Here is a 20,432-nt window from a genome sequence, read left to right on the forward strand (position 1 = left end):
TTAGCGCAATCTGTTTCGTCGTTTTAAAAACAATTGTATAGCTTCTTCTATTGGAGTTCCCAATACAAATTGATGATAATCAATGGCATGCGTTAACAAATCTTCTTTAATCTTTTTGGTAAACTGCTGCATGGCGTTCAAATATTCTTTTTGGGCGCTCTGTGCATCTACTTTAAGCTTTGTTCCCGTTTCCAAATCTTCAAAGGTTACCATGCCTTTATAATTAAACTCCAATTCATTTTTCCCTAAGAGGTGCATTACCACTACTTCATTTTTTGGAGTTTTCAATCGCTTTACAAATGAACTAAGTTCCTGACCGTGTTCGTAAAGGTCCGTAACAAAAAACAAAAGTTCTTTTCCGCCCCGATGCTGTAACTGTTGGATGCCTCTAGCATTCTCTGGCCATTTCCCTTGATTTTTGACCAATAGCAATTCCTGTAATAATCGATTAAAATGCTGTTTCTGCACTTTTGGATATACGCTATATAGTTGCTGTTGATTTAGGGCAAATAATCCAACCGCATCTCCCTGGTTGTGGGCTATGTACGTCAAAGTAGCTATAAGTACCCTTCCATAATCCATTTTAGACAGGCCTTTTTCCGTATGCAACATGGATCTACTGGCATCCAAAACAAATTTCACGGTAATATTGGTTTCTATTTCGGCTTGTTTGATATAATATCGGTTCGATCTGGCCAACATTTTCCAATCCAACAACCGCAGATCATCCCCTGGTTCATAAGTTCTAAATTGACTGAATTCCATACCCGACCCCACACGCTTGCTATGACTATAACCCGACAAATACCCATCTGCAATTATTCTGGCGATAAGAGCAAGTCCAGAGACCGTTTTAATGATCTCGGGTTTTAACAATTGGTGGTAATCGTTTTTCATTTTAATTTCCTAAATCGCTTTTAGCAAAGCCGTGGTAACCGCATCTGCACTAATCCCTTCGGACTCTGCCCTGTAGTTCACCACAATTCTATGCCGTAAAACAGGCTTTGCAATGTGTTGGATATCTTCTAGGGTAACCGATAACCTCCCTTCCAATAAAGCTCTCGCCTTTGCGGTTAAAATCATAGCCTGCCCTGCCCTGGGCCCTGCACCCCAACTCACCCACTCTTTAACGTAGGTATTGGTCGTGGTTTCTGGTCGTGTCGCCCTAACCAAAGCGCTGACATAAGTAATGAGTTCATCGCTAATTGGAACTTCTCTCACCAGATGCTGTAGGCGTATGATATCTTCCCCACTGATGACTTTTCGCAACTGGTCTTTTTTTATCCCTGTAGTATTTTTTAGGATGGTAGTTTCATCAGCTTCACTTGGATAGCCAATTTTGATGTACAATAAGAAACGGTCTTGTTGGGCTTCAGGCAGCATAAAGGTACCCGATTGTTCTATTGGATTCTGGGTAGCCAGAATAAAAAATGGGCGTTCCAAACGATAGGTCTTCCCCGAATAGGTGACCTCAAACTCCTGCATGGCCTCTAACAAGGCTGCCTGTGTTTTGGGGGGAGTCCTATTGATTTCATCGGCAAGGATAATATGGGCAAAAAGAGGACCTTTATTAAATTTAAAGAACTTCTTACCTGTACTATAATCTTCCTCTAAAATTTCGGTTCCAATAATATCCGAAGGCATTAAATCCGGGGTAAATTGTATCCGTTTAAATTCCAGATCTATCGCTTCGGAAAGGGTCCTGATCATTAAGGTTTTTGCCAAGCCGGGAACGCCTTCCAATAAAGCATGTCCTCCCGCAAGGAAGGTAATGAGCAGTTGTGCTATGGTTTCTTCCTGTCCTATAATGACTTTTGCGATTTCTTGTCTTAAATCGTTAAGTTTTCCAGTAAGTATGTGTATTTCTTGTTCTATACTTGCTAAATCTTTATCCATTTTTATTCTTCGTCCTTTTAGGAGGTTAATGCGTACATTACAATGTTTACGCCAAAGCGGGTATTGTCTATTTTATACCAGCGTTTATTTCTAAAATCGTAATCCCATTCACAGCCATAATCTTTATTGCTGAACAATACCCCTATTCTGCCGTTAACCTCAATGGCCTTGAGATAGTCATGCACAATATCGTCTCCCCAACCATTTAATTCTTGGGAGGTTGTGGGGGGACCGTCTTCAAACTCAAAAAATATGTTGTACAATTCGTGGTCATTAGGTATTTTTTTTAATTGACCAATGCCAAATATATCTTCCATTTGTCGTTCAAAGGATTTGGAAAACAAGCCGTCAATATCATGATTGCAATCATCCGCAAATACAAAACCTCCATTGTTGACATAGTTTTTGAAATTTTCGCGTTCCTCTTTCGTAAACTGCACTAATTTATGTCCGGAAATATAACAAAAGGGACTTTTGAATATTTCGTCACTGCTCAGGCTAATAATCTTTTCCTGAGTATCTACTTCCAAGGTAGTATACTCCACCAGTGAATTCAATAAATTGGAAGGCATGCGTTGATCCACATCCCAATCGCCAGATTCGTATTGTAAGCGGGTAAAGAAGAATTTATTGTTCAATCCATTATATTTTTAAAGCTGTACCATTTTCTATATGAGAAGATAGTTTTTGAGGATATACAAATAAAAAACTGGTTAAGATGACAGATCAAAGTAACCAGTTTATGTTCCTATACTTCTGTTATACCGCGTCGGATAAACTTGTGAATGTAAAATCCCGTATTTTCATATAAGGAATAAGATTCCCATTGATACGTACTTGTTGGCCCAAAGCTTCCAAATTATTCAACATGATAATAGGGCTTTCATTAAATCTAAAATTCTTGACCGGATGTTTTATTTTTCCATTTTCAATATAGAAAGTCCCATCTCTGGTCAGTCCTGTATAGAGCAATGTTTGTGGGTCCACGGTACGGATATACCAAAGACGTGTTACTAGAATTCCCTTTTTAGTGCCTTTGATCAAGTCTTCCAATGAGGCATCTCCCCCTTGCATGATAAAATTAGATGGAAAAGGAACAGGGTCCACACCTTTTTCTTTGGCCCAAAAACGACCGTAAGCTAAGTTTTTAACTACCCCCTTTTCAATCCAATTCATTTTTTTCAGGGCTTGGCCAGCGCCATTCCACGTGCTTGTGGGTACTTCAGGATGAAGTGGGTCAGACCATATATTTACCCTTTCGTCCACTATCTTTTCCCCTAACTTGGTTCCTCCGCCTTCTTTGGACATAAAACTTCTGCCTTCGTCTGCTGTACGCGCGTTAAAAGCCCCAGACATATTGCCCAAAAGTCCAACCGAGGCAGCGGGTTCTAAAATTACCGTATATTTTCCGGGTTCAATGGCTTTGGCCTCTCTTGATAGTACTGCTTTGTCTATAGCTATTTTTGATGCTTTAGCAGCATTGAACTTTGTAATATCGTTATAATCTCGAGTTACCCAACCGGATCCGGTCCCATCATTTGTCCGCATGGTGACCGTAAAATTGGAACCACTTGTTTTATCGTATGCAAACAGGCCATTGGAATTTAACATTGCACTAAAGCTTGTAGAATCATTAAAAAAGCCTGCCGCAGTAGTGTCTTTGGCCAAAGCAGGCTCAATACTACTATTGGCTACTTCTGCTCTAAATTCTGGAGTAATATTGGCAGTTGCCTCATTATAGGTAATGGATTTGTCATACGTCTGGGGACCAAGCGGCGGCATAAATTCTGGATTTTCCGGAGAGAGTTTGGCCAGTTCTTCTGCCCTAGCCACTACTTTTTGTAGGGAAGCATCATCGAATTCATCTATGGTCGCCGTTCCGGACTTCTTTCCAAAATTGGATTGCACCACTAAAGTTTGGTTAGACCGATGCCCCGCCGTGGACACCGTATTCCGGGCATAACGGATATTGCCACTTTCACTTCCGCTAATATTGATTTCGCAAGCATCAGCCTTGGAAAAACTCAGCGCTTTTTCCAATATCTTTCTCGCTTCTTCTTTTGTATAAATTGCCATGATATTTTTAATTTTTTGTAGTAAAACAAGATTTTAAATGGTTCTGCCCGTGTTAATGACGTTAATGTTATTAAAGCGAGTAGTTGCACTACCATGAGAAACGGCGCTCACCTGGGAAGGTTGCCCTTTACCGTCGAAAAACGATCCAAACATGCGATAGTCACTTTCATCACAAATTTTAGTACAGGAATTCCAGAATTCCTGTGTATTGGATTGGTAAGCCACATCATCTAACATGCCTACTATTTTTCCATTTTTGATCTCCAAAAAGACCGTTCCGCCAAATTGAAAATTATAACGTTGCTGATCAATGGAATAGGATCCCCTACCAGCAATATAGATTCCTTTTTCCACATCTTTGATCATATCGTCTATGGAATATTTCTCTTTTCCGGCCTCTAAGGAAACATTGGGCATACGTTGAAACTGCACATCGTTCCAACTTTGAGCATAACAGCATCCATGGGATTCATTCTGATCGATCATATGTACTTGATCTCGAATGGCCTGATAATTGGTCAATATTCCATTGCGCACCAAATCCCACTGCTTGGTTTTTACCCCTTCATCATCATAGCCTACAGCACCAAGGGACCCCCGTTGTACTTTGTCTGCTACCAGATTAACAATATCACTTCCGTACTTAAAGTTTTTGGATTTCCATTTATCCAGCGTTGCGAAACTCGTTCCCGCATAGTTGGCTTCATATCCCAATACCCGATCGAGCTCCAATGGATGTCCTACCGACTCATGAATGGTGAGTCCCAAATGATTTGGTTCCAGTACCAAATCATATTTTCCAGCTTCAACTGATTTTGCCGTCAACATCTCTTTGGCCTGCTTGGCGGCTAAGGTAGCATCTTCTACGATATCATAACTTCCTCGATATAAATTAAGACCTGCCGGACCTTTTAGTTTTTCGGAAGCAAGGCCATCCATATATTCGTATCCCATACCCATGGGAGCACTTAATGACTGTCTTGATTTAAATTTCCCTGTAGATCGGTCAATAGCAGTGACACCAAAAGTAGGCCAAATACGATGGATATCCTGATCGATATAAGAGCCTTCCGTAGAAGCAAAATACTTTTGCTCATTTACCATAAAGAGGCCCGAATTCACATAATTGGCTCCATTCTTCAAAGCTGCAGCATTGGCACTCAACAATAAATCTACTTTTTCCGAAACGGGAACATCTTTAAAATTTTTCTTTATGGGTGTTTTCCATGAAACTTCCCCATAGGAGGCCACAGGGGCCAAGGTTACCGGAACTTTTTGAATTTTTGAATTCGCTTTGGCAATGGCCACAGCTTGATTGGTCGCTTTCTGAATTCCAGCTTCCGAAACATCATTTGTGGAAGCAAAACCCCATGTACCATTGGCTATTACACGAATTCCAATACCAAAAGATTCCGTATTCACAACGTTCTGCACTTTATCTTCCCGTGTAAATACAAATTGGTTCAGGTATCTTCCAATTCTGGCATCGGCATAGGTAGCGCCTAAGGATTTTGCCGTATTAAGGGCAACATCCGCCATTCTTTTTTTAATGGCTACATCCATTCCTGGATCTAGCAATGCTTCTACGGGAATCTCGTTCCCCATCAGTAAGGAGGGCATCATCATTGCCCCTGCTCCCAACCCAGCATATTGTACAAAATCTCTTCGTTTCATAGATACTTCGAATTTTGATTGGTTGAATATTTATAATGTTCTATTGGTATTCCCAAAAAGTCATGCTCAGGATTTCTTGAAATGATCCTGGATTTTGCGAAACACCTTTGCTTTAAAAGTAGAAAAAAACTATTACATAACAAGGAAGTTGGCAGACCTTTAACTACTTGAAAAGGATGTCATTATTCGCAAATCCCACGCTTTTATTCAATGCATATTCCAGTATGGTATACCATTCCTAAACCATACTAGGTCCGTTGGCCTTTGCAAAATCAAATGAAACAAGGCCAAAGGGCATTAAAAAACCCGGTGTTACCACCGGGTTCTCTAAGGACTTTAACTAGATATGAGTATTAAAATTTCAGATTTTCATCTTTATCCCAAAGCCCCCAATATGCTCCAACATCGCCTTCATCGCCTGTTTTCCATGATTCGTCGAAAGAAGAAAAATAGAAAATTTCAATATTTTCCTTAGCGGCCCATACTTGGGTATTGATAAAATATTTCATGGCATTCTCGGCAGTTGAAACAGCACCTTTTAGACTACTGCCCTGGCTTGGCCAGCCCGTTTCGGTAATAATCACTTTTTTACCATTTGCCGCATCCGTAGCCTGTCCGAACATCTGCTGCATATGGTTCAAGGCATATTCAATGGGGCAACCTTCCCAATACGGATAGCAATTGGATAGGATAATGTCACAAGCTTCTGTAATTCTTGGACGATGTGAAAATTCGTAATAGGCATCCACATAGCCTACCTCAATATCGGGCAAGGCTTCTTTAACACGATAGATATAGGCCAACAATTGCTCTTCTGTTAGGTCGTCTCTATACATGACTTCATTCCCAACAGCGGCAATATCCACGCAACCTTCTTTGGCCAATGTGATCAACCCTTCTATTTCTTTTTCATTCAATTCCAAATCATTGCCCAACCAGGCACCCACCAAAGTTTTCATTCCATGCTTATGGGCTATTCTTGGAATATGTTCATTTCCTTCAATACAGGAAAAAGAACGCACCCATTGTGTATAAGGTTTTATAATCTTAATTCGGCGTTCTACTTGTGCTTCGGTAATGATATCACCAGGTTCCTGCCCGTCTTCATACATACTAAAGCAGAGACCGTGCATTCCATTTTGTAACGTTTCTAACCACAATGCTTTTAATTCCTCTTCGGAAATAGCACTAAAATCTACCCCGGCATGCCCGGTATACTTTTGTTTTGCCAGGGAAAAATGATGGCCTTCTCTATATGACATTATTGTTTCTTTATTTTAAATTATGATTATAATTCCCCTCTCCGCTTCACTAGTTCCGCTTTAATTTCGCGCGCTCTTGTTTCGTTTAAGCTATACTTCCACATCACCCAAATGGCCAATGCCGCTGTAGCTGAAGGCACTATGATATCTGCTATCCTTAATCCATTCATTGTCTCAATTGTTTGCTCGGTCACATTTGGATCAAATCCTACTATACTTAAGATAACACCTCCCAAAACGAGTGCTATGGACTGGCCAATCTTAACCATTAACCAATAAATAGCGCCAAAAGTTCCTTCTTTTCTCGGCATTCCATTCTCCAACTCATCCAAATCGCAAACATCGGCCGTCATGGACATCATCAAGGTAAAAAGACCTCCCATACCAAAGGCAAATAATGGAATTGGCACAAAAATCAACCAAGGAACTTCGCTTCCCGGGTCAATAGAGAACCATGACATGCCTATGTTATCCAATACAGGATTCAAGGTTTCGAAAAGAGAACTAATGCCAGAATTTAGACTTTTCCCGAAACCTGTCTGATTAAATTGACTGTTTAATTCCTTATCAAATCCCCACCATTTCAACACATATCCTACAATAGATAAGGTGGTAGAAATAATAAATGCTTTTCGCTTTCCCCATTTGTTCGCCATTTTGGAAATGATAGGAATTACCAAAAATGCGGTAATCATGGCATTGATGGTATTAAACCAAGCAGGCCAGGTCCCTGCCATTTCATAACTACCATTATACATGTAGAAGACAATGATAAACACCCCAAATGCAGCAACAAGTTGAAAGCCATTGAAAACCAAGAATGTCGCTCCACATAATTTCATAAAGGGTTTGTTTTTGGAAACTTGAACAATGCCCGCAAATAAATCTTTCATATTTGAAGCAAGGGTTTTAAGATTGATCTCTTTCCTATTTTCCATATTGGCAGAGTCAATACCTCTACAGAATAAGGCCGGTAGAATTCCAAAGACAATGCACATCGCCCCTACGATAAGAGCCATAGTCCTTACCCCTTCTGTTTGGGTATTAAAGGTCTCCGAATCGGGAATGATTACATACAACCAAGGAACAATAATCCAAGCGATCTGTCCCATCGTATTGGAGAAGGCCATTAAACGAGTTCGTTCGTTATAATCCGATGTCATTTCGTATCCCAATCCCACTAGAGGGGTGGCAAACATGGTATTTCCAATAAGGAACAACAACTGCAACACCATTACATGCCAAATAATGTAGGATTGCGAAGCATTATCATCTATTTGCCACATTAGGAAAAAGAGAATACCACTAATAATTGCTCCAATGAAAATATAAGGTCTTCTACGCCCCCATCTGGATTTGGTATTGTCTGAAATAAAGCCCATGATAGGATCTGTTATAGAGTCAAATATCCTCGGAAGCCCTCCTAATAAACCTGCCCATAACGGATCTACTCCCCAGGCCGTTAGGAGGAAAAATTGAATAAAAACGCCTAGAGTACCCGGCAAAATATTGAGTATAAAATGTCCTGCTCCAAAGGCAGCTTTTTGCCCTACAGGGACTTTGTCTTTCGAAACTGTTTTTACTTGACTCATAATTGTTTGTTTAGTTGGTAGCGTTTCACCTTAATGGTGCCTCGTTAACCTTATTTAATTATTATGGTTTGTATCGCCTGTGCATTCAGCGGTACATAAACACTTTTTTCTTCTAAGAAAAGTTGTAGGTGCTTGCTGTTTTTGCCTTCATTAAAAACGACAACAGCAATAGAGTCATCGGGGTTTTTTGCGGCGGTTACCAATATTTTTTCATCGGAGGAATTAATGCCGATACGCGTGGCACCGGGCCGTATAAATTTGCTGAAATGTGCCATGGCATAATAAATGGGGGTAAAATACACCTCATCCTTTTCTGGGTCCACGATTACCGGGGCCACGCACCAGTTTTTAAACCAATTTGGTCCCCCTTGTTTGTCCAATAGCATATTCCAATCTACCCAACCGTCGACCCAATTGTTAAGGCAACCTATAATGTCTCTTGCATAGCGGTGCACTGGAGCATATTTGGGATGCAAATGTTTATCTTTTTCAGGAGCCCAATCCCAACCCCAATCCGTGGCCTCTTTCTTCCAATACCAAGCGTCGTCCTGCCATTTCGGAATTTCGGCATCAACACAGGCTTCTGTTTGGATCAAATGTTTTACAGGAGCTTTTTGATGGGCATATTGCAAGGCCTCCGGAAAAACCTCAAAAGTGCTGGCATACCAATGTATTGCTGTACCATCATAATATTTGGATGTTTCCCCATTTTTATACATGACATCTACCCAATCCTTTAGATGTTCCCGATTTTGATCATAGCCCAACAATTTCACCTCATGACCATCAGCTTCTAGTTTGGGACCTAGATGATGCTGCACAAAACGGGTCATTTCTTCTGCCGTAAAATGCATACTTTCCCAATTATTGTCATTTCCTAAAGGTTCGTTCTCTATAGTAAATCCCCAAATGTCTATCCCTTCGGCCTTATAGGCATCTATATATTTTGAAAAGAACAGCGCCCAAGTATCCTTATATTCGGGTAATAATTGCCCTCCTCTCCAATCGTTATTATCCTTCATCCATGGAGGAGCGGTCCAAGGGGAGGATATGATCTTGAACCCATCTTTTGATAGCTCCATGGCCTCCTGAATCATAGGTATGATATCGTCCTTATCTTCCTCAATAGAAAAATGTTTTAAATCCATATCCCCTGCTACAGGGGCATAGGAATAATTGCTCAATGAAAAATCACAGGAATTCATATGCGTTCGGGTCAAGGAATAATTGGCCCCTTGTTCACTGAAATAAGCATTTAAAATTTTGGATCTATTGTCCTCTCCCATTTGATTGAGCAAGTGTGCAGAAGCTTCTGTAAAAGATCCGCCAAAACCGGTAATCGTCTGGTATTGTTCCTTAGGCAACACCCTTATTTCTATTGCTCCGGAAGCCGAAGAAGCAGGTTGAAGCTCCTTAAGCCTATTTCCATTGGCCGAAGTTTCATAGATGGTCACTTCCAGTTCTTTTTCTATCTTCATACAACCATTAAGTGTGAATACGATGAACAACACAAGTAGACTTCTTCCCATAGTTTTGGAACAAGCAATTCCTTTATGTGTTTTTTTAGCTTCCATTATTGGTAGGGCGGGGCACTTACTTCCTTCATTAATGCACTCTTATCCCCATTATAGGTTTTCGTAATGGGTTTCCCATCTCTTGTAAGTCCTTCAAATACTCCCTTATCCACTAAATCCCAAATGGCGAATTTGGCCTGACTTTTTAGATTGATCAGCCCAAAATGATTTTCTGAGCCCAAAGGATTTCCGGCATCCTTCCATTGTTCATCAAAACCCTCAAAATAGAAGCATGAGATGCCCTCTGCATTGGTCCAATCCCGCATATGTTTATAATACAATCCTTCTTTGTATTCATCTGTAGCCTTAGAACCTTCTGGCCCGTAATGCCCATTGGATAGGGTTGCCCAACCGGTTTCTCCAATGTGTATGGGCTTATTGATTCCCAAACTTTCCATATACTCTTTCACGCCCTGATATTGCGACATGGCGTAAGACTTGGCCCGCAACATGGCTGCTTCTATTTTTTCTAAATCGGATGATTCCTTTTCTTCTTCCCGAACTCCCCAAAAATCAGGATTGTAATGGGTATCGTGCATGGGATAGGTATGTACGGATAGAAAATCAACCGCAGCGATCAATTTGTTTAAATCTTCCACGTGATATTCCGTATCGCCGCCACCCCAAGAAGCAAAATTATCTGAACTTGTAATCCACAAATCTTCTGGAAGTTCCCCAGTTTTTTTCAATTCTTGAAGATGATTCACCCATTTTAGAATAACTCCAGGTTGTACAAAATAACTTGCGGCCCACTTTACCATGGCTTCATTGCCCACGGCAATGACTTTCACAATATCCGGATATTGTTTTGCCAATTTTACCGTCGTAGCGATTTCAACCGCATTCCTTTCGCTCTCCTCATTATGATCGGGTTCTTGATCGGTCCAGGCATTTTTACAATCTATCCAAGCCCCCAACATGACGTACATTTCAAAACTGGGATCTTCTTTTTTCAGGGCATCAATGGCCTTAAGGAGATTACTTGCCTGTGGCAAGTGCACTTTATACGTCCGCAAAAGCTTGATCTTCATTGCTGCCAGAATCTTTAAGTCTTCCTTTAGCTCTTCCAAAGTAGGTTCAATATCGTGATCCACGTGTCTGTAACCTCCATACGACATTGCCAAATACTCCGGATTCCCCAGAATATCCTTTGCACTCATACTTAATTCTTTTTTCACTATGGCTGTATTATTTTCTGATTTGGTGGTGTTTTTACATGAAAAAACTAGTAATAAGAGTACGGTGTAGTTCATTATTTTAACATAGTTCTTCATACTTCCTTGTTTTAACTGTTCTCTTTTTATTTTTTGACCGAAACTATAATCTTTTCGATATCACCGGTTCTATTAAATACCGTATCGCTCCATTCCATGGGGAGCTCCAAACCTTCAAATTCAAAAACCCCATGATCTCTGGCTATCAGGCGTATTCCTTCCTCTTCCGAGAGCCTATACACAATGGGAGTTTGACAATAGGTAAAAAACAAGCTGTCTTTCTCCAATTGAATTTCTTTTACTTTCTGATTGCTATTGATATATTTTGAGGAAATGGCTCTTTTTAAAAACTCTTCTTTTCGCAATAGATACGGACGAAAATGTAAGCTGCCATGACGCACGAAAACGCCAAGTTCTCCAAACCTACTTAAAATATCTTCTTTTACTTGCCCAGTCATACCCGGTTGTTGGGCGCCTTTTCCTGCAGGGGTGTGGGAATACGGATCTGTAGGGAAAGCACCATATAGTTCAGGGGACTTATGCACACCAATGCCTTCATTGATCTCATAATAATGTTCCAATAATCGGCCAATAGTTTCTGCACTTTCTCCATTTTCTATGGCCCTTAACGCAGTTTCTTGGACGCTTAACAAAAACTTGGATACCATATGCCAATAGATGGACCCCAATCCTTCATATCCAAAGAAGGTTCCGGAACGCCCCGTAAAGGCTTTATGATTGAATATTTCCTCAAAAGATGCCAACAAAAGCCCGCGTTCCTTTTCAACAAGCGTTCCATAGACCTCTTCATCAAGTTGAGACAGGGCTTCTTTTAAGCTTTCGGCATTATTAAAATTGCCATTAAAACTATACCTTCCCTCAACGTCTTTTGCCACAATTTGGACATTCCCATCCTTTAAAAGTTGTTGTATCAATTCCGATTTTTCAATGATGCCCGAAGGAATATTGTTCTTCTCAGAAAATCGCGGAAGCTCCTTATTGGGATATAGTATGTAACTGTATTGATCCTCCCGGAACAGATCGCTCTTTTTTAGGGCATCCAATAGTTGTACTGAAGTTTCACTGGAGATATAACCAGAACTCAATACGGCAACTTGCCCTTCCAACATTTCGGACAGATAGGAAATAGAGACCTCAGTACTATTCTCAACGGTCATGATGTTATAAGAATGGAACAGCTTGTCGGTTCTCTTATTCGCATCGATACTATGATCGAGATGTTTTAAAGTTACCTGAACAAACTGCAATACATCGTCCTTACTCAATTTCCCTGTGGTGTTGCTGAAGCCATTTGCATAGATTTCATTTCTAAAATCGCTCCCTGCATTTCCTAAACCATCCATTACGGTTTTGCGGTCTGCATCGGATACTTTCCCTGAAAGTATCCCTAGGTTTTTTACCAAGTTCACACGCACCTCATTAAAAAAGGTTACAAGTTCCTTGGAGATGCGATACTCCATATCCGGAGCTTTTTCGACAATACATTCAAAAAAGTGCAAAAATCTGCGGAGGTAACAAAGCGTTACCATGGAAACCCCATTACCCACTAAAGCATTATTGGCATCATTCCATTCCGGGCGCTGCGTATTCATCCAAATGCCCCCCTCAGGGATAAAATTGGATACTTTAGCTAATAATGTAGTAAGCAATTTCTCCAATAAATTCACTTGGTAAATAGCCTGATCTTTGTCTTTCAACAGTGCGGCATCGGCTCCTAATTTTTTCCGCTCTTTATTGATTTTTGCATCCAATTCCTCATCAAATACAATGGTATCTTTTGGATTATCAAGAATAGCCTGATATCCTTTTATTTTATAAGGTACATTGGCGTAAACAAAAATATTCTGATCAAAATAAGATGCCAATCGCTGTGGATAATGCTGTTCTATACATTCCAAAAACTTAAGCAAATATATGATTTGGTGATCTCCCCAATATCCAATATAAGACCATGGATCATCTGGTTCTATAATCTCCCAATCAAAGCCATCTTTGGTTACGCGATAAGGATTATATCCATCAAAAGTAGTGGCATTTAGAAATTTATGAATCATGCTTTCAATAAAAGCAGGATAGGAGTAGACCAATGCTTCCCAATTCTGAAAGATATCTCTCCAATTCCCTTCATAATCCAATACTTTTTTCCCATCATCGGTTTCCGTATTGATAGAAAATCTATTCCATGGGCGACTAGGGTCCCCGTGTCTTCTACTAAACTTTAAGGGCATGTATTCAAAAGCAAGCCTTTTAAAATGCGTATTGTCTTCTTTAGCCCCCAAAGCCCTAAGGTCACTAAGGGTAAAATGCGCCGGCAGTGCCCTTAAATCTTCCTTTTTTTCTTTGTACAATGTTCTATTTGCCTTTTGGATATAGGCTAGGAAGTCCTCTCTTTCCATGGCATAGGCATTGTCAAAAATACCCCCACGCATAATATTAAAGAGGGTATTGGAAAAATGACGCGTATTTCTAAGTTTATCTGCCGTTAATTGTAGGCCATCAGAAGCGGCATTTAAGGCTAGTAATCGTTGAGAACCTCTTGCGATGTCTTCTTCAACTTTACCATAAAGATCCTTTTCCGTCCTGATCCACTGGGCAATTTGACTTATGTCTACTTTGGATTGATTTACTTCTGCAATCAACATCCACTTTTTCTCCGTCTTTGGCTCTAGTTGGATGTCCCCATGAACAAAGTAGGCTCCTTTTTCAGCCTTAACGTCTATCTCTTGTACAATAGCCTGTCCTTCTCTAAAGGCATTCAGTTGTAGCGCAGATATCAAATAGTTTGCATTTTTGATTCCCGTAGACCATACTGTAGCTGCTTTCAAGGCCTCACTTGGCTCTGCCTTATCCACAATAATGGCACTAAGTGCATAAATTCCCAAACCAATCTCCTTTTCCAGCTCACTTTTCTTATAGGCATCCACCAGATTACTACTCGCATTTTGTAAATTGGGATCAACCCCATAAGGCATAATGTTCTGAATACCATCCAATACGGTTAAGGCTATAGCATCATACGTTTGATTGATAATAGTAGATTTTTTTACAAAACCATAGGTATTGCTGGAATTCCAATGATATCTAAAAATAAGTCCTAGATCATCATTGACCTCCTCGAACACCACCTTATTGCCATAGCTGTTCTTGTATAAATTTCTATGAACACTATAGATTCCTATATAACGATCGGAAAAAGGTTCCCATAGATAGGTTTTACCTTCTTTATGCACATGAAATATCGTTTTACTTCCTGTGATATCCGCCGATTCCGTAATCTTATCATCCGTGTAATACGGAAATAATGCAGAAGCCGAATTCTTTCTTCCAGCGGAGAGGCCGCCGTTACTCGAAATAAACATCCAATGATTGGAATCGCTAACAATGCTCATGAAAAAGGGGCGCATGGTATCGTAGTTCGAAATCTTATAATAATTTTCGTTTTCAAACAAAACCAGCTTGCCCGTGATTTCTTTTTGAGCCGTACCTATTTTTGAATTACCGATATAAATATCCTTACCAGACATTAAATTGTGTTGGTTAATTTTGTTATTGAAAATTTTGAAAATTAGGTCAGCAGAAATTGCTTTCATGCCAACCTAATTTAATTGAAGGACTTTTTAGTTTTTATTCCTGGGTAATATCGTCTATAAAGTAGATAGAACCATCTCCAGGAGGCATATTGACTTCATCTAAATCTGGTTGGATAACGAATTCCTCGTAAGCATAGGAATTGGCACCAACCTGAGCAGAGAAATCAAAAGTCAAGGTTACCCACTCATTGGCCGTATCCAATACCAGGTCTACATTAAATGCCGGATCAACCGGGGTAGCACCATTGCCATCATTATCCCCTTGTAATCGCATACGCACAGTAATTCCAGCCTTGGGAGACCAGATTCGTACCCTAAAGACGGTACCATTATCGGTACTGATCAAGGGTTGATCGGCTGGACGTAAGGTTCTATCAAAGAAAATACCAGAGAACCAAGCAGAATTCACTGCTTTATTAAATTCCAGTACTCTTCCAGAGCTGTTTCCTGTCATTTGCGCAGCAGGGGTTGCGATATTTTGAGCAGTAGCCCCATTTTCAAAGGCTCCAAAATAGGCTTCTCCATTTTCAAAATCGAACGGGAAGCTTGGTCCGGCTCCTCCGGTACCTCCTCCACCACCACTAGTATCCAATACTAGAGATACATTATCTATGACTACCGTACCAACGGCTGCTCCCATATCGAAGAGCACTCGACTATCTGCTCCCCCAAATCCGGTGGCATTCAGATTGAGTGTAAAGGTTTGGGTGGTCGTGGTAAGATTTACAGTTTCATTGACATTGGTGAAAGGTCCAACATTTAATCCGATACCTGCAATCATGGTTCTATCCCGATCCGAAGAGGCATCAAAAGTCAATATATAATCTGCTCCTTGTGTAATATCTAGTACCTGGCTCAGGTTCACATCAAAAGGATTTCCTGCAGTCTGTACATCGACAAAATTAAAACTATTGCCACCATCGGTCTGTACATTCAGACCACTTCCGATCCAGGGGTCTGCACCGTTCTCGAAATCTCCATTGGTCAACAGCCCATCATCGAAAGTACCTCCGGTACCTCCACCGCCGCCGTTGTCGATCAGTTCTAAAGAAACATTGTCGATCACTACTACGCCAATTTCAGCACCCATATCGAAAAGTACTCGACTATTGGCGCCACCAAAATCCGCTGCGGATAGATCCAACGTAAAGGTTTGTGTGGTCGTTGTAAGACTCACAGATTGATTCGTATTGGTAAAAGGTGCTTCATTCAATCCTATTCCAGCAAGTATCGTTCGATCTCGATCTGAAGAAGCATCAAAGGTCAATCTATAATTGGATCCTTGTGTAATTTCAACTACTTGACTCAAATTCACATCAAAAGGATTTCCTGCAGTCATGACATCCGCCAGATTAAAGCTATTTCCTCCTTCAGTCACGACATTAACGGCGTTTCCGATCCAAGAGGCGGCACCGCCTTCAAAATCACCATTCTCCAATAATCCGTCATCAAAAGTACCTCCGGTACCTCCACCGCCATTATCGATCAACTCTAAGGAAACATTGTCAATGACCACTACACCAACTTCGGCTCCCATATCGAATAAAATACGACTGTTGGCACCTCCAAAATCAGCTGCGGATAAATCTACAGTAAACGTCTGTGTTGTTGTTGTAAGACTTACAGATTGATTTGCATTGGTAAAAGGTGCTTCATTCAACCCGATCCCTGCAAGTATGGTTCGATCCCGATCCGAAGAAGCATCGAAAGTCAAACGATACATTTCTCCCTGAGTAATTTCCACGACTTGACTCAAGTTAACATCAAATGGATTTCCTGCAGTTTGCACATCGGCTAGGTTAAAGCTGTTCCCTCCTTCTGTAACTACGTTCAAGGCGTTCCCGATCCAAGCTTCTGTTCCATTTTCAAAGTCTCCATTTGTCAACAGGCCATCATCGAAAGTACCTCCGGTACCTCCACCGCCGCCATTGGCTTCTCTAAGGTCAATGTCATCAATATAGTAGGTTCCACCCTCTGTAATTGGGCTGTCTGCCATATCATTATCTGGTTTTATCACCAGTTGATTGTACGCCATTGGTCCTCCTGGAAGTCCGGTAAAGGTAAATTCAATTTCTGTCCATTCATTGGCATTAGGAATCGTTACAAATACAGGCGCAGGATTTCCGGTAACAGGATCCGATTGCGGATTCAATGCCAATTCAAAACGGAAAACCACATTGGCTTTAGTGGAGTACACTCTGGCCGTAAAGGTATCGGTAGTGGTTAAATCAAAATTGCTCGCAAAGGTATTTTGGATTCCTGCAAAGAAATCTGCTCCTGCGACTTTATCAACTTGTAAAACAAAATCAGAGGTATTGATTCCCATTTGGAAAGGATTGGCAACCACAGCAGAAGTAAGGCCTGCTCCAAAGTTTTGAGAGGCAAGGAAGGTCTCACAACCTTCAAAATCGACCGGAAGTGCTGTTGCCGCCACAGGAGTATCTGTACATCCGGTACCTGCAGGGGTTTCAATTTGAACAATGTCATCAATAAAGAACATCCCCGCAGTGGTACCTGGACCATCAATAAATAAGGTCAATCTCGTAAAGGCATCAGCCGTATTAAAGGTAAACAGTAATTGCTCCCAGCCCGTACCTCCATGACTTACCACGGTTTCTACGTCTGCCCCTGTACCTTGTTCTAATTTTAGGAGTATATCCACGGCTACTTCAGACCAGAAGTTCATGGAAATAGTTTTATTATCTGTGAAGTCTGCCTGAGCACCCAAATCAAAGAAAATCCCTTCAAACTCAGCACCACTATTGGTAATGGCCCCCACATTGGATGCCTGATCATTTGTTCCAGATAGATCAGGGTTTTCTACAACAGCAAAACTGGCGCCTCCAAAAGCAGTAACCTGATTGTTTACCGTAGGATCATCAAAGCTAATGGGTAGCATAATATCTTCCAAAACCACCACGGTCAACTCATCCTCAAACGTATCTGAAGCTCCTGCTACATTAGAAGCAGTCAAAGTCACCGTAAAAGTACCCGAAGAAAAGGTTTTGATAGGGTTGACCTGTGTGGAGGTAGTTCCATCTCCAAAATTCCATTCAAAGCTTTGTGCTTCTTCCGAAATGTTTAGAAAAGTTACCGTTCCAGTAGCTTCGTTTAACGTAAAAGTAAAATTCGCTTCTACCTGTGGTAGGTTGCCATCATCATCTTCCTCGCAACCCACTATGGATAGTGCTAAAAAAAGTATGAAAATATACGTTGTTCTTTTTAGTAATTCTTTCATAATCTTGTTTTGTTAGTTAGTTTACATCAGTGTTTTCGTATATCCTTACATAGTCTATCAGCATGGTCTGTGGAAAAACAGTTTCTTCGTCCGGCGAGCCAACGAATGTTCCTCCCACGGCCAGGTTGATTAGAATAAAGAATGGCTTGTTAAAAGCCCAGAACCCGGTAACGTCTTCTGGTGTAATTCGGTTGTATAGGACGTCATCTACATAATAATTTACATAATCCGGACCCCATTCAATTCCGAAGACATGGAAACCGGTATCAAAGCGGTCGTTCTCTAAATTGAATTCTTTGGAAATGGCTGCCCCGCCTGAATATCCCGGGCCATGCACACTTCCTATAATCCTGGTGGGTTCTTGCCCTCGGAATTCCATAATATCGATCTCTCCTGCACCTGGCCATGGGTTTTCGTCAATATCTGCACCCAACATCCAAAAGGCCGGCCAAATGCCTTGACCATAGGGAAGACGAATCCGGGCTTCAAAACGTCCAAATTTCTGTTCCAAGCGATCTTGGGTCAATAATCTGGCTGACGTATATTGGGAATTTTCAAAAGATTCTTCCCGTGCCGTGATGATCATGACCCCGTTTTGAACGGTAACATTTTCAGGGCGATCCGTGTAGTATTGCAACTCATTGTTTCCCCATCCATTTTCTCCTGTTCCTATATCGAAACCCCACATTTCACTGTTGGGTGCTCCGTCCACATCGAACTCATCTTGAGCTACCAATCGGGTAAAATTGGTCACCGTTTGTGTATCATCGGATTCGCATCCGGCTGTAAGGCCAATGGCAAAGAGCGCTAGGCACTTTAAACCTATGGATCGTACTGTTTTCATCTTTATATATTTCATATTCATTTTTTTAATCGTTGAAGACCGTCTTATTCGGTATAGAAATAAATGTTGTCCAATAAGAAATTAGGTCCGCCTACTAGAATTAGGGCGCCCAAATTGTTTCTTTGTGTGGCCAAGTCCCCAGTAAGAGGAATATCGAAAGAGGTCCATTGCCCTACCGTCAATCCGGTTAAATCGAATCTTAAATCCACATCGTCACCCATAGGAAATCCAGTGTTCACGTCAGTTTCAATCATTTGATTGGCCCCAACATCCCTAATCTGAAGTCCTACCTGAGTTCCTGCTTCCTGCACATAGACGTCTACATGTAAAAAAGTAAGTCCGGATGCATCCACGGTATTGTCAAAAATGATTCCTGTAAAATTGTTATTGGTATAGGCCAAGACGCCATCACCGTTGTTTGAAGTAATGGTGGTCTGCGTTGTAGATCCACCAAAACCTGGTGAAAAATTACTCTCTGTATCATTGACGTAGGCATCGCTAAAAATTGACCTTACATTGGCTTGTGGCTGCATAGGAACTGGCGCAAGTGCCAAACTTCCTGTTGAAGTGACTTCTAGAGAACCATTGGCTAAGACACCGGCAATCGAAGCGGTTATTTCAGCAGTTCCCGATCCTACTACGGAGACTTGTCCCAATTCATTCACTTGGGCCACCTCAACATCTGAAGAGGTAAAATTAAAATATGCCGGTGCTGCAGTAACCGTTTGATTTACACCAGAGGCCAAATTAAAGGTTTGTGAAAGTCCGGTTATCCCAATATTAGAACCAGTAAATGCCTGCTCCATACGATTTTCTCCAGAAAATATGGCTGGACTTGGTTGTGCAACCGTTCCTAAATTTTCAAATCTAATTTCATCGAGCCACAATACATATCCGCCTTCATCGCCTTCAAAAGAGGCACCCTCTGCCAACCAAAACAATCCGGTTTCCTGAATCAATCGGGAAGCATCTGGAATGGGTATTACATATTTTTCCCATCGGGTACTCACCTCCAAACCATTAAGGGTCACTTGAAATCTATTATTGGTCTCTCCGGAAATACCAAATCCTATGGCATCAATGCTTGCATTTTGAGATGCCCGCGCATAGAACGTCAATGCATCAAAACCAGAAAGGTCTCTTCTTGCCGTGGTATTGAAGGCAGCACCAACAAAACCATTCCCAAAAGAAGGTACGTCAAAGCGCATTGCCGAAGTTCCCGAAAACACCTCGTCGGTAACCACACTAAAGGCTTCCGCATCTGCACCTGCATCTACAAAAGGAAAATAATCCAAGCCTGCGGAAAAAGCATCAATAAAAACATCGCCGTTGGGCGGGAATGTCGCAAACTCCACATCATCGGAAAAACCTCTTTCACAGCTATTGAAAAAAGCAACGACCAAACTCAGGAGTAGTATAAAATGTACGTTTATATATTTCTTGTTTTTCAT

Annotated in this window: 13 protein-coding genes; all 13 read right to left on the reverse strand. The window is 41.1% G+C overall.

Translation table 11 applies throughout. The annotated features are described in order from the left end of the window. The 13 genes from ACEXOE_RS16410 to ACEXOE_RS16470 all read right to left on the reverse strand — a co-directional run bounded on the left by ACEXOE_RS16410 (position 1) and on the right by ACEXOE_RS16470 (position 20,432). On the reverse strand, positions 1-897 hold the full coding sequence (locus tag ACEXOE_RS16410; RefSeq protein WP_394749926.1) for a DUF58 domain-containing protein: 897 nt from the start codon (positions 895-897) through the stop codon (positions 1-3). Between the two features lie 9 nt (positions 898-906). Continuing rightward, positions 907-1,896 (reverse strand): AAA family ATPase, encoded by a 990-nt coding sequence (locus tag ACEXOE_RS16415; RefSeq protein ID WP_394749927.1) that lies wholly within the window; start codon positions 1,894-1,896, stop codon positions 907-909. A 17-nt stretch (positions 1,897-1,913) separates the two neighbouring features. Next, positions 1,914-2,534 (reverse strand): DUF4159 domain-containing protein, encoded by a 621-nt coding sequence (locus ACEXOE_RS16420; RefSeq protein ID WP_394749928.1) that lies wholly within the window; start codon positions 2,532-2,534, stop codon positions 1,914-1,916. A 121-nt stretch (positions 2,535-2,655) separates the two neighbouring features. Then, entirely contained in the window at positions 2,656-3,972 is a 1,317-nt protein-coding gene (locus tag ACEXOE_RS16425; RefSeq protein WP_394749929.1) for a TldD/PmbA family protein, read from the reverse strand. Positions 3,973-4,005: 33 nt separating this feature from the next. Further along, the gene (locus ACEXOE_RS16430) at positions 4,006-5,646 is read right to left on the reverse strand and encodes a TldD/PmbA family protein (RefSeq protein ID WP_394749930.1); all 1,641 of its coding nucleotides are present in this window, start codon (positions 5,644-5,646) and stop codon (positions 4,006-4,008) included. Between the two features lie 353 nt (positions 5,647-5,999). Next, complete coding sequence (locus ACEXOE_RS16435) at positions 6,000-6,908, reverse strand: glycoside hydrolase family 17 protein (protein WP_394749931.1); 909 nt, start codon at positions 6,906-6,908, stop codon at positions 6,000-6,002. A gap of 26 nt (positions 6,909-6,934) precedes the next feature. Then, complete coding sequence (locus tag ACEXOE_RS16440; RefSeq protein WP_394749932.1) at positions 6,935-8,500, reverse strand: MFS transporter; 1,566 nt, start codon at positions 8,498-8,500, stop codon at positions 6,935-6,937. Between the two features lie 50 nt (positions 8,501-8,550). Next, complete coding sequence (locus ACEXOE_RS16445) at positions 8,551-10,029, reverse strand: glycoside hydrolase family 30 protein (protein ID WP_394749933.1); 1,479 nt, start codon at positions 10,027-10,029, stop codon at positions 8,551-8,553. A 44-nt stretch (positions 10,030-10,073) separates the two neighbouring features. Then, positions 10,074-11,348, reverse strand: coding sequence for a glycoside hydrolase family 17 protein (locus ACEXOE_RS16450; RefSeq protein ID WP_394749934.1), 1,275 nt, complete (start codon positions 11,346-11,348; stop codon positions 10,074-10,076). Between the two features lie 26 nt (positions 11,349-11,374). Then, entirely contained in the window at positions 11,375-14,833 is a 3,459-nt protein-coding gene (locus ACEXOE_RS16455; protein WP_394750093.1) for a hypothetical protein, read from the reverse strand. 100 nt (positions 14,834-14,933) lie between these two features. Further along, entirely contained in the window at positions 14,934-18,137 is a 3,204-nt protein-coding gene (locus tag ACEXOE_RS16460; RefSeq protein WP_394749935.1) for a PKD domain-containing protein, read from the reverse strand. Positions 18,138-18,153: 16 nt separating this feature from the next. Beyond that, positions 18,154-18,996 carry a glycoside hydrolase family 16 protein gene (locus ACEXOE_RS16465; protein ID WP_394749936.1) on the reverse strand — a complete coding sequence of 281 codons (843 nt, stop codon included), beginning with the start codon at positions 18,994-18,996 and terminating at the stop codon, positions 18,154-18,156. 29 nt (positions 18,997-19,025) lie between these two features. Further along, positions 19,026-20,432 carry a glycosyl hydrolase family 16 gene (locus tag ACEXOE_RS16470; protein ID WP_394749937.1) on the reverse strand — a complete coding sequence of 469 codons (1,407 nt, stop codon included), beginning with the start codon at positions 20,430-20,432 and terminating at the stop codon, positions 19,026-19,028.

This window comes from Spongiimicrobium salis, from assembly GCF_043678055.1.
GTDB lineage: Bacteria > Bacteroidota > Bacteroidia > Flavobacteriales > Flavobacteriaceae > Spongiimicrobium > Spongiimicrobium salis.

What these genes read in the sequence shown, in the direction of transcription:
- ACEXOE_RS16455 (WP_394750093.1), bottom strand. Translation starts at nt 14,833, where the DNA reads ATGTCTGGTAAGGATATTTATATCGGTAATTCAAAAATAGGTACGGCT.
- ACEXOE_RS16470 (WP_394749937.1), bottom strand. Translation starts at nt 20,432, where the DNA reads ATGAAAAACAAGAAATATATAAACGTACATTTTATACTACTCCTGAGT.
- ACEXOE_RS16410 (WP_394749926.1), bottom strand. Translation starts at nt 897, where the DNA reads ATGAAAAACGATTACCACCAATTGTTAAAACCCGAGATCATTAAAACG.
- ACEXOE_RS16435 (WP_394749931.1), bottom strand. Translation starts at nt 6,908, where the DNA reads ATGTCATATAGAGAAGGCCATCATTTTTCCCTGGCAAAACAAAAGTAT.
- ACEXOE_RS16430 (WP_394749930.1), bottom strand. Translation starts at nt 5,646, where the DNA reads ATGAAACGAAGAGATTTTGTACAATATGCTGGGTTGGGAGCAGGGGCA.
- ACEXOE_RS16415 (WP_394749927.1), bottom strand. Translation starts at nt 1,896, where the DNA reads ATGGATAAAGATTTAGCAAGTATAGAACAAGAAATACACATACTTACT.
- ACEXOE_RS16440 (WP_394749932.1), bottom strand. Translation starts at nt 8,500, where the DNA reads ATGAGTCAAGTAAAAACAGTTTCGAAAGACAAAGTCCCTGTAGGGCAA.
- ACEXOE_RS16425 (WP_394749929.1), bottom strand. Translation starts at nt 3,972, where the DNA reads ATGGCAATTTATACAAAAGAAGAAGCGAGAAAGATATTGGAAAAAGCG.
- ACEXOE_RS16460 (WP_394749935.1), bottom strand. Translation starts at nt 18,137, where the DNA reads ATGAAAGAATTACTAAAAAGAACAACGTATATTTTCATACTTTTTTTA.
- ACEXOE_RS16445 (WP_394749933.1), bottom strand. Translation starts at nt 10,029, where the DNA reads ATGGGAAGAAGTCTACTTGTGTTGTTCATCGTATTCACACTTAATGGT.
- ACEXOE_RS16450 (WP_394749934.1), bottom strand. Translation starts at nt 11,348, where the DNA reads ATGAAGAACTATGTTAAAATAATGAACTACACCGTACTCTTATTACTA.
- ACEXOE_RS16465 (WP_394749936.1), bottom strand. Translation starts at nt 18,996, where the DNA reads ATGAAATATATAAAGATGAAAACAGTACGATCCATAGGTTTAAAGTGC.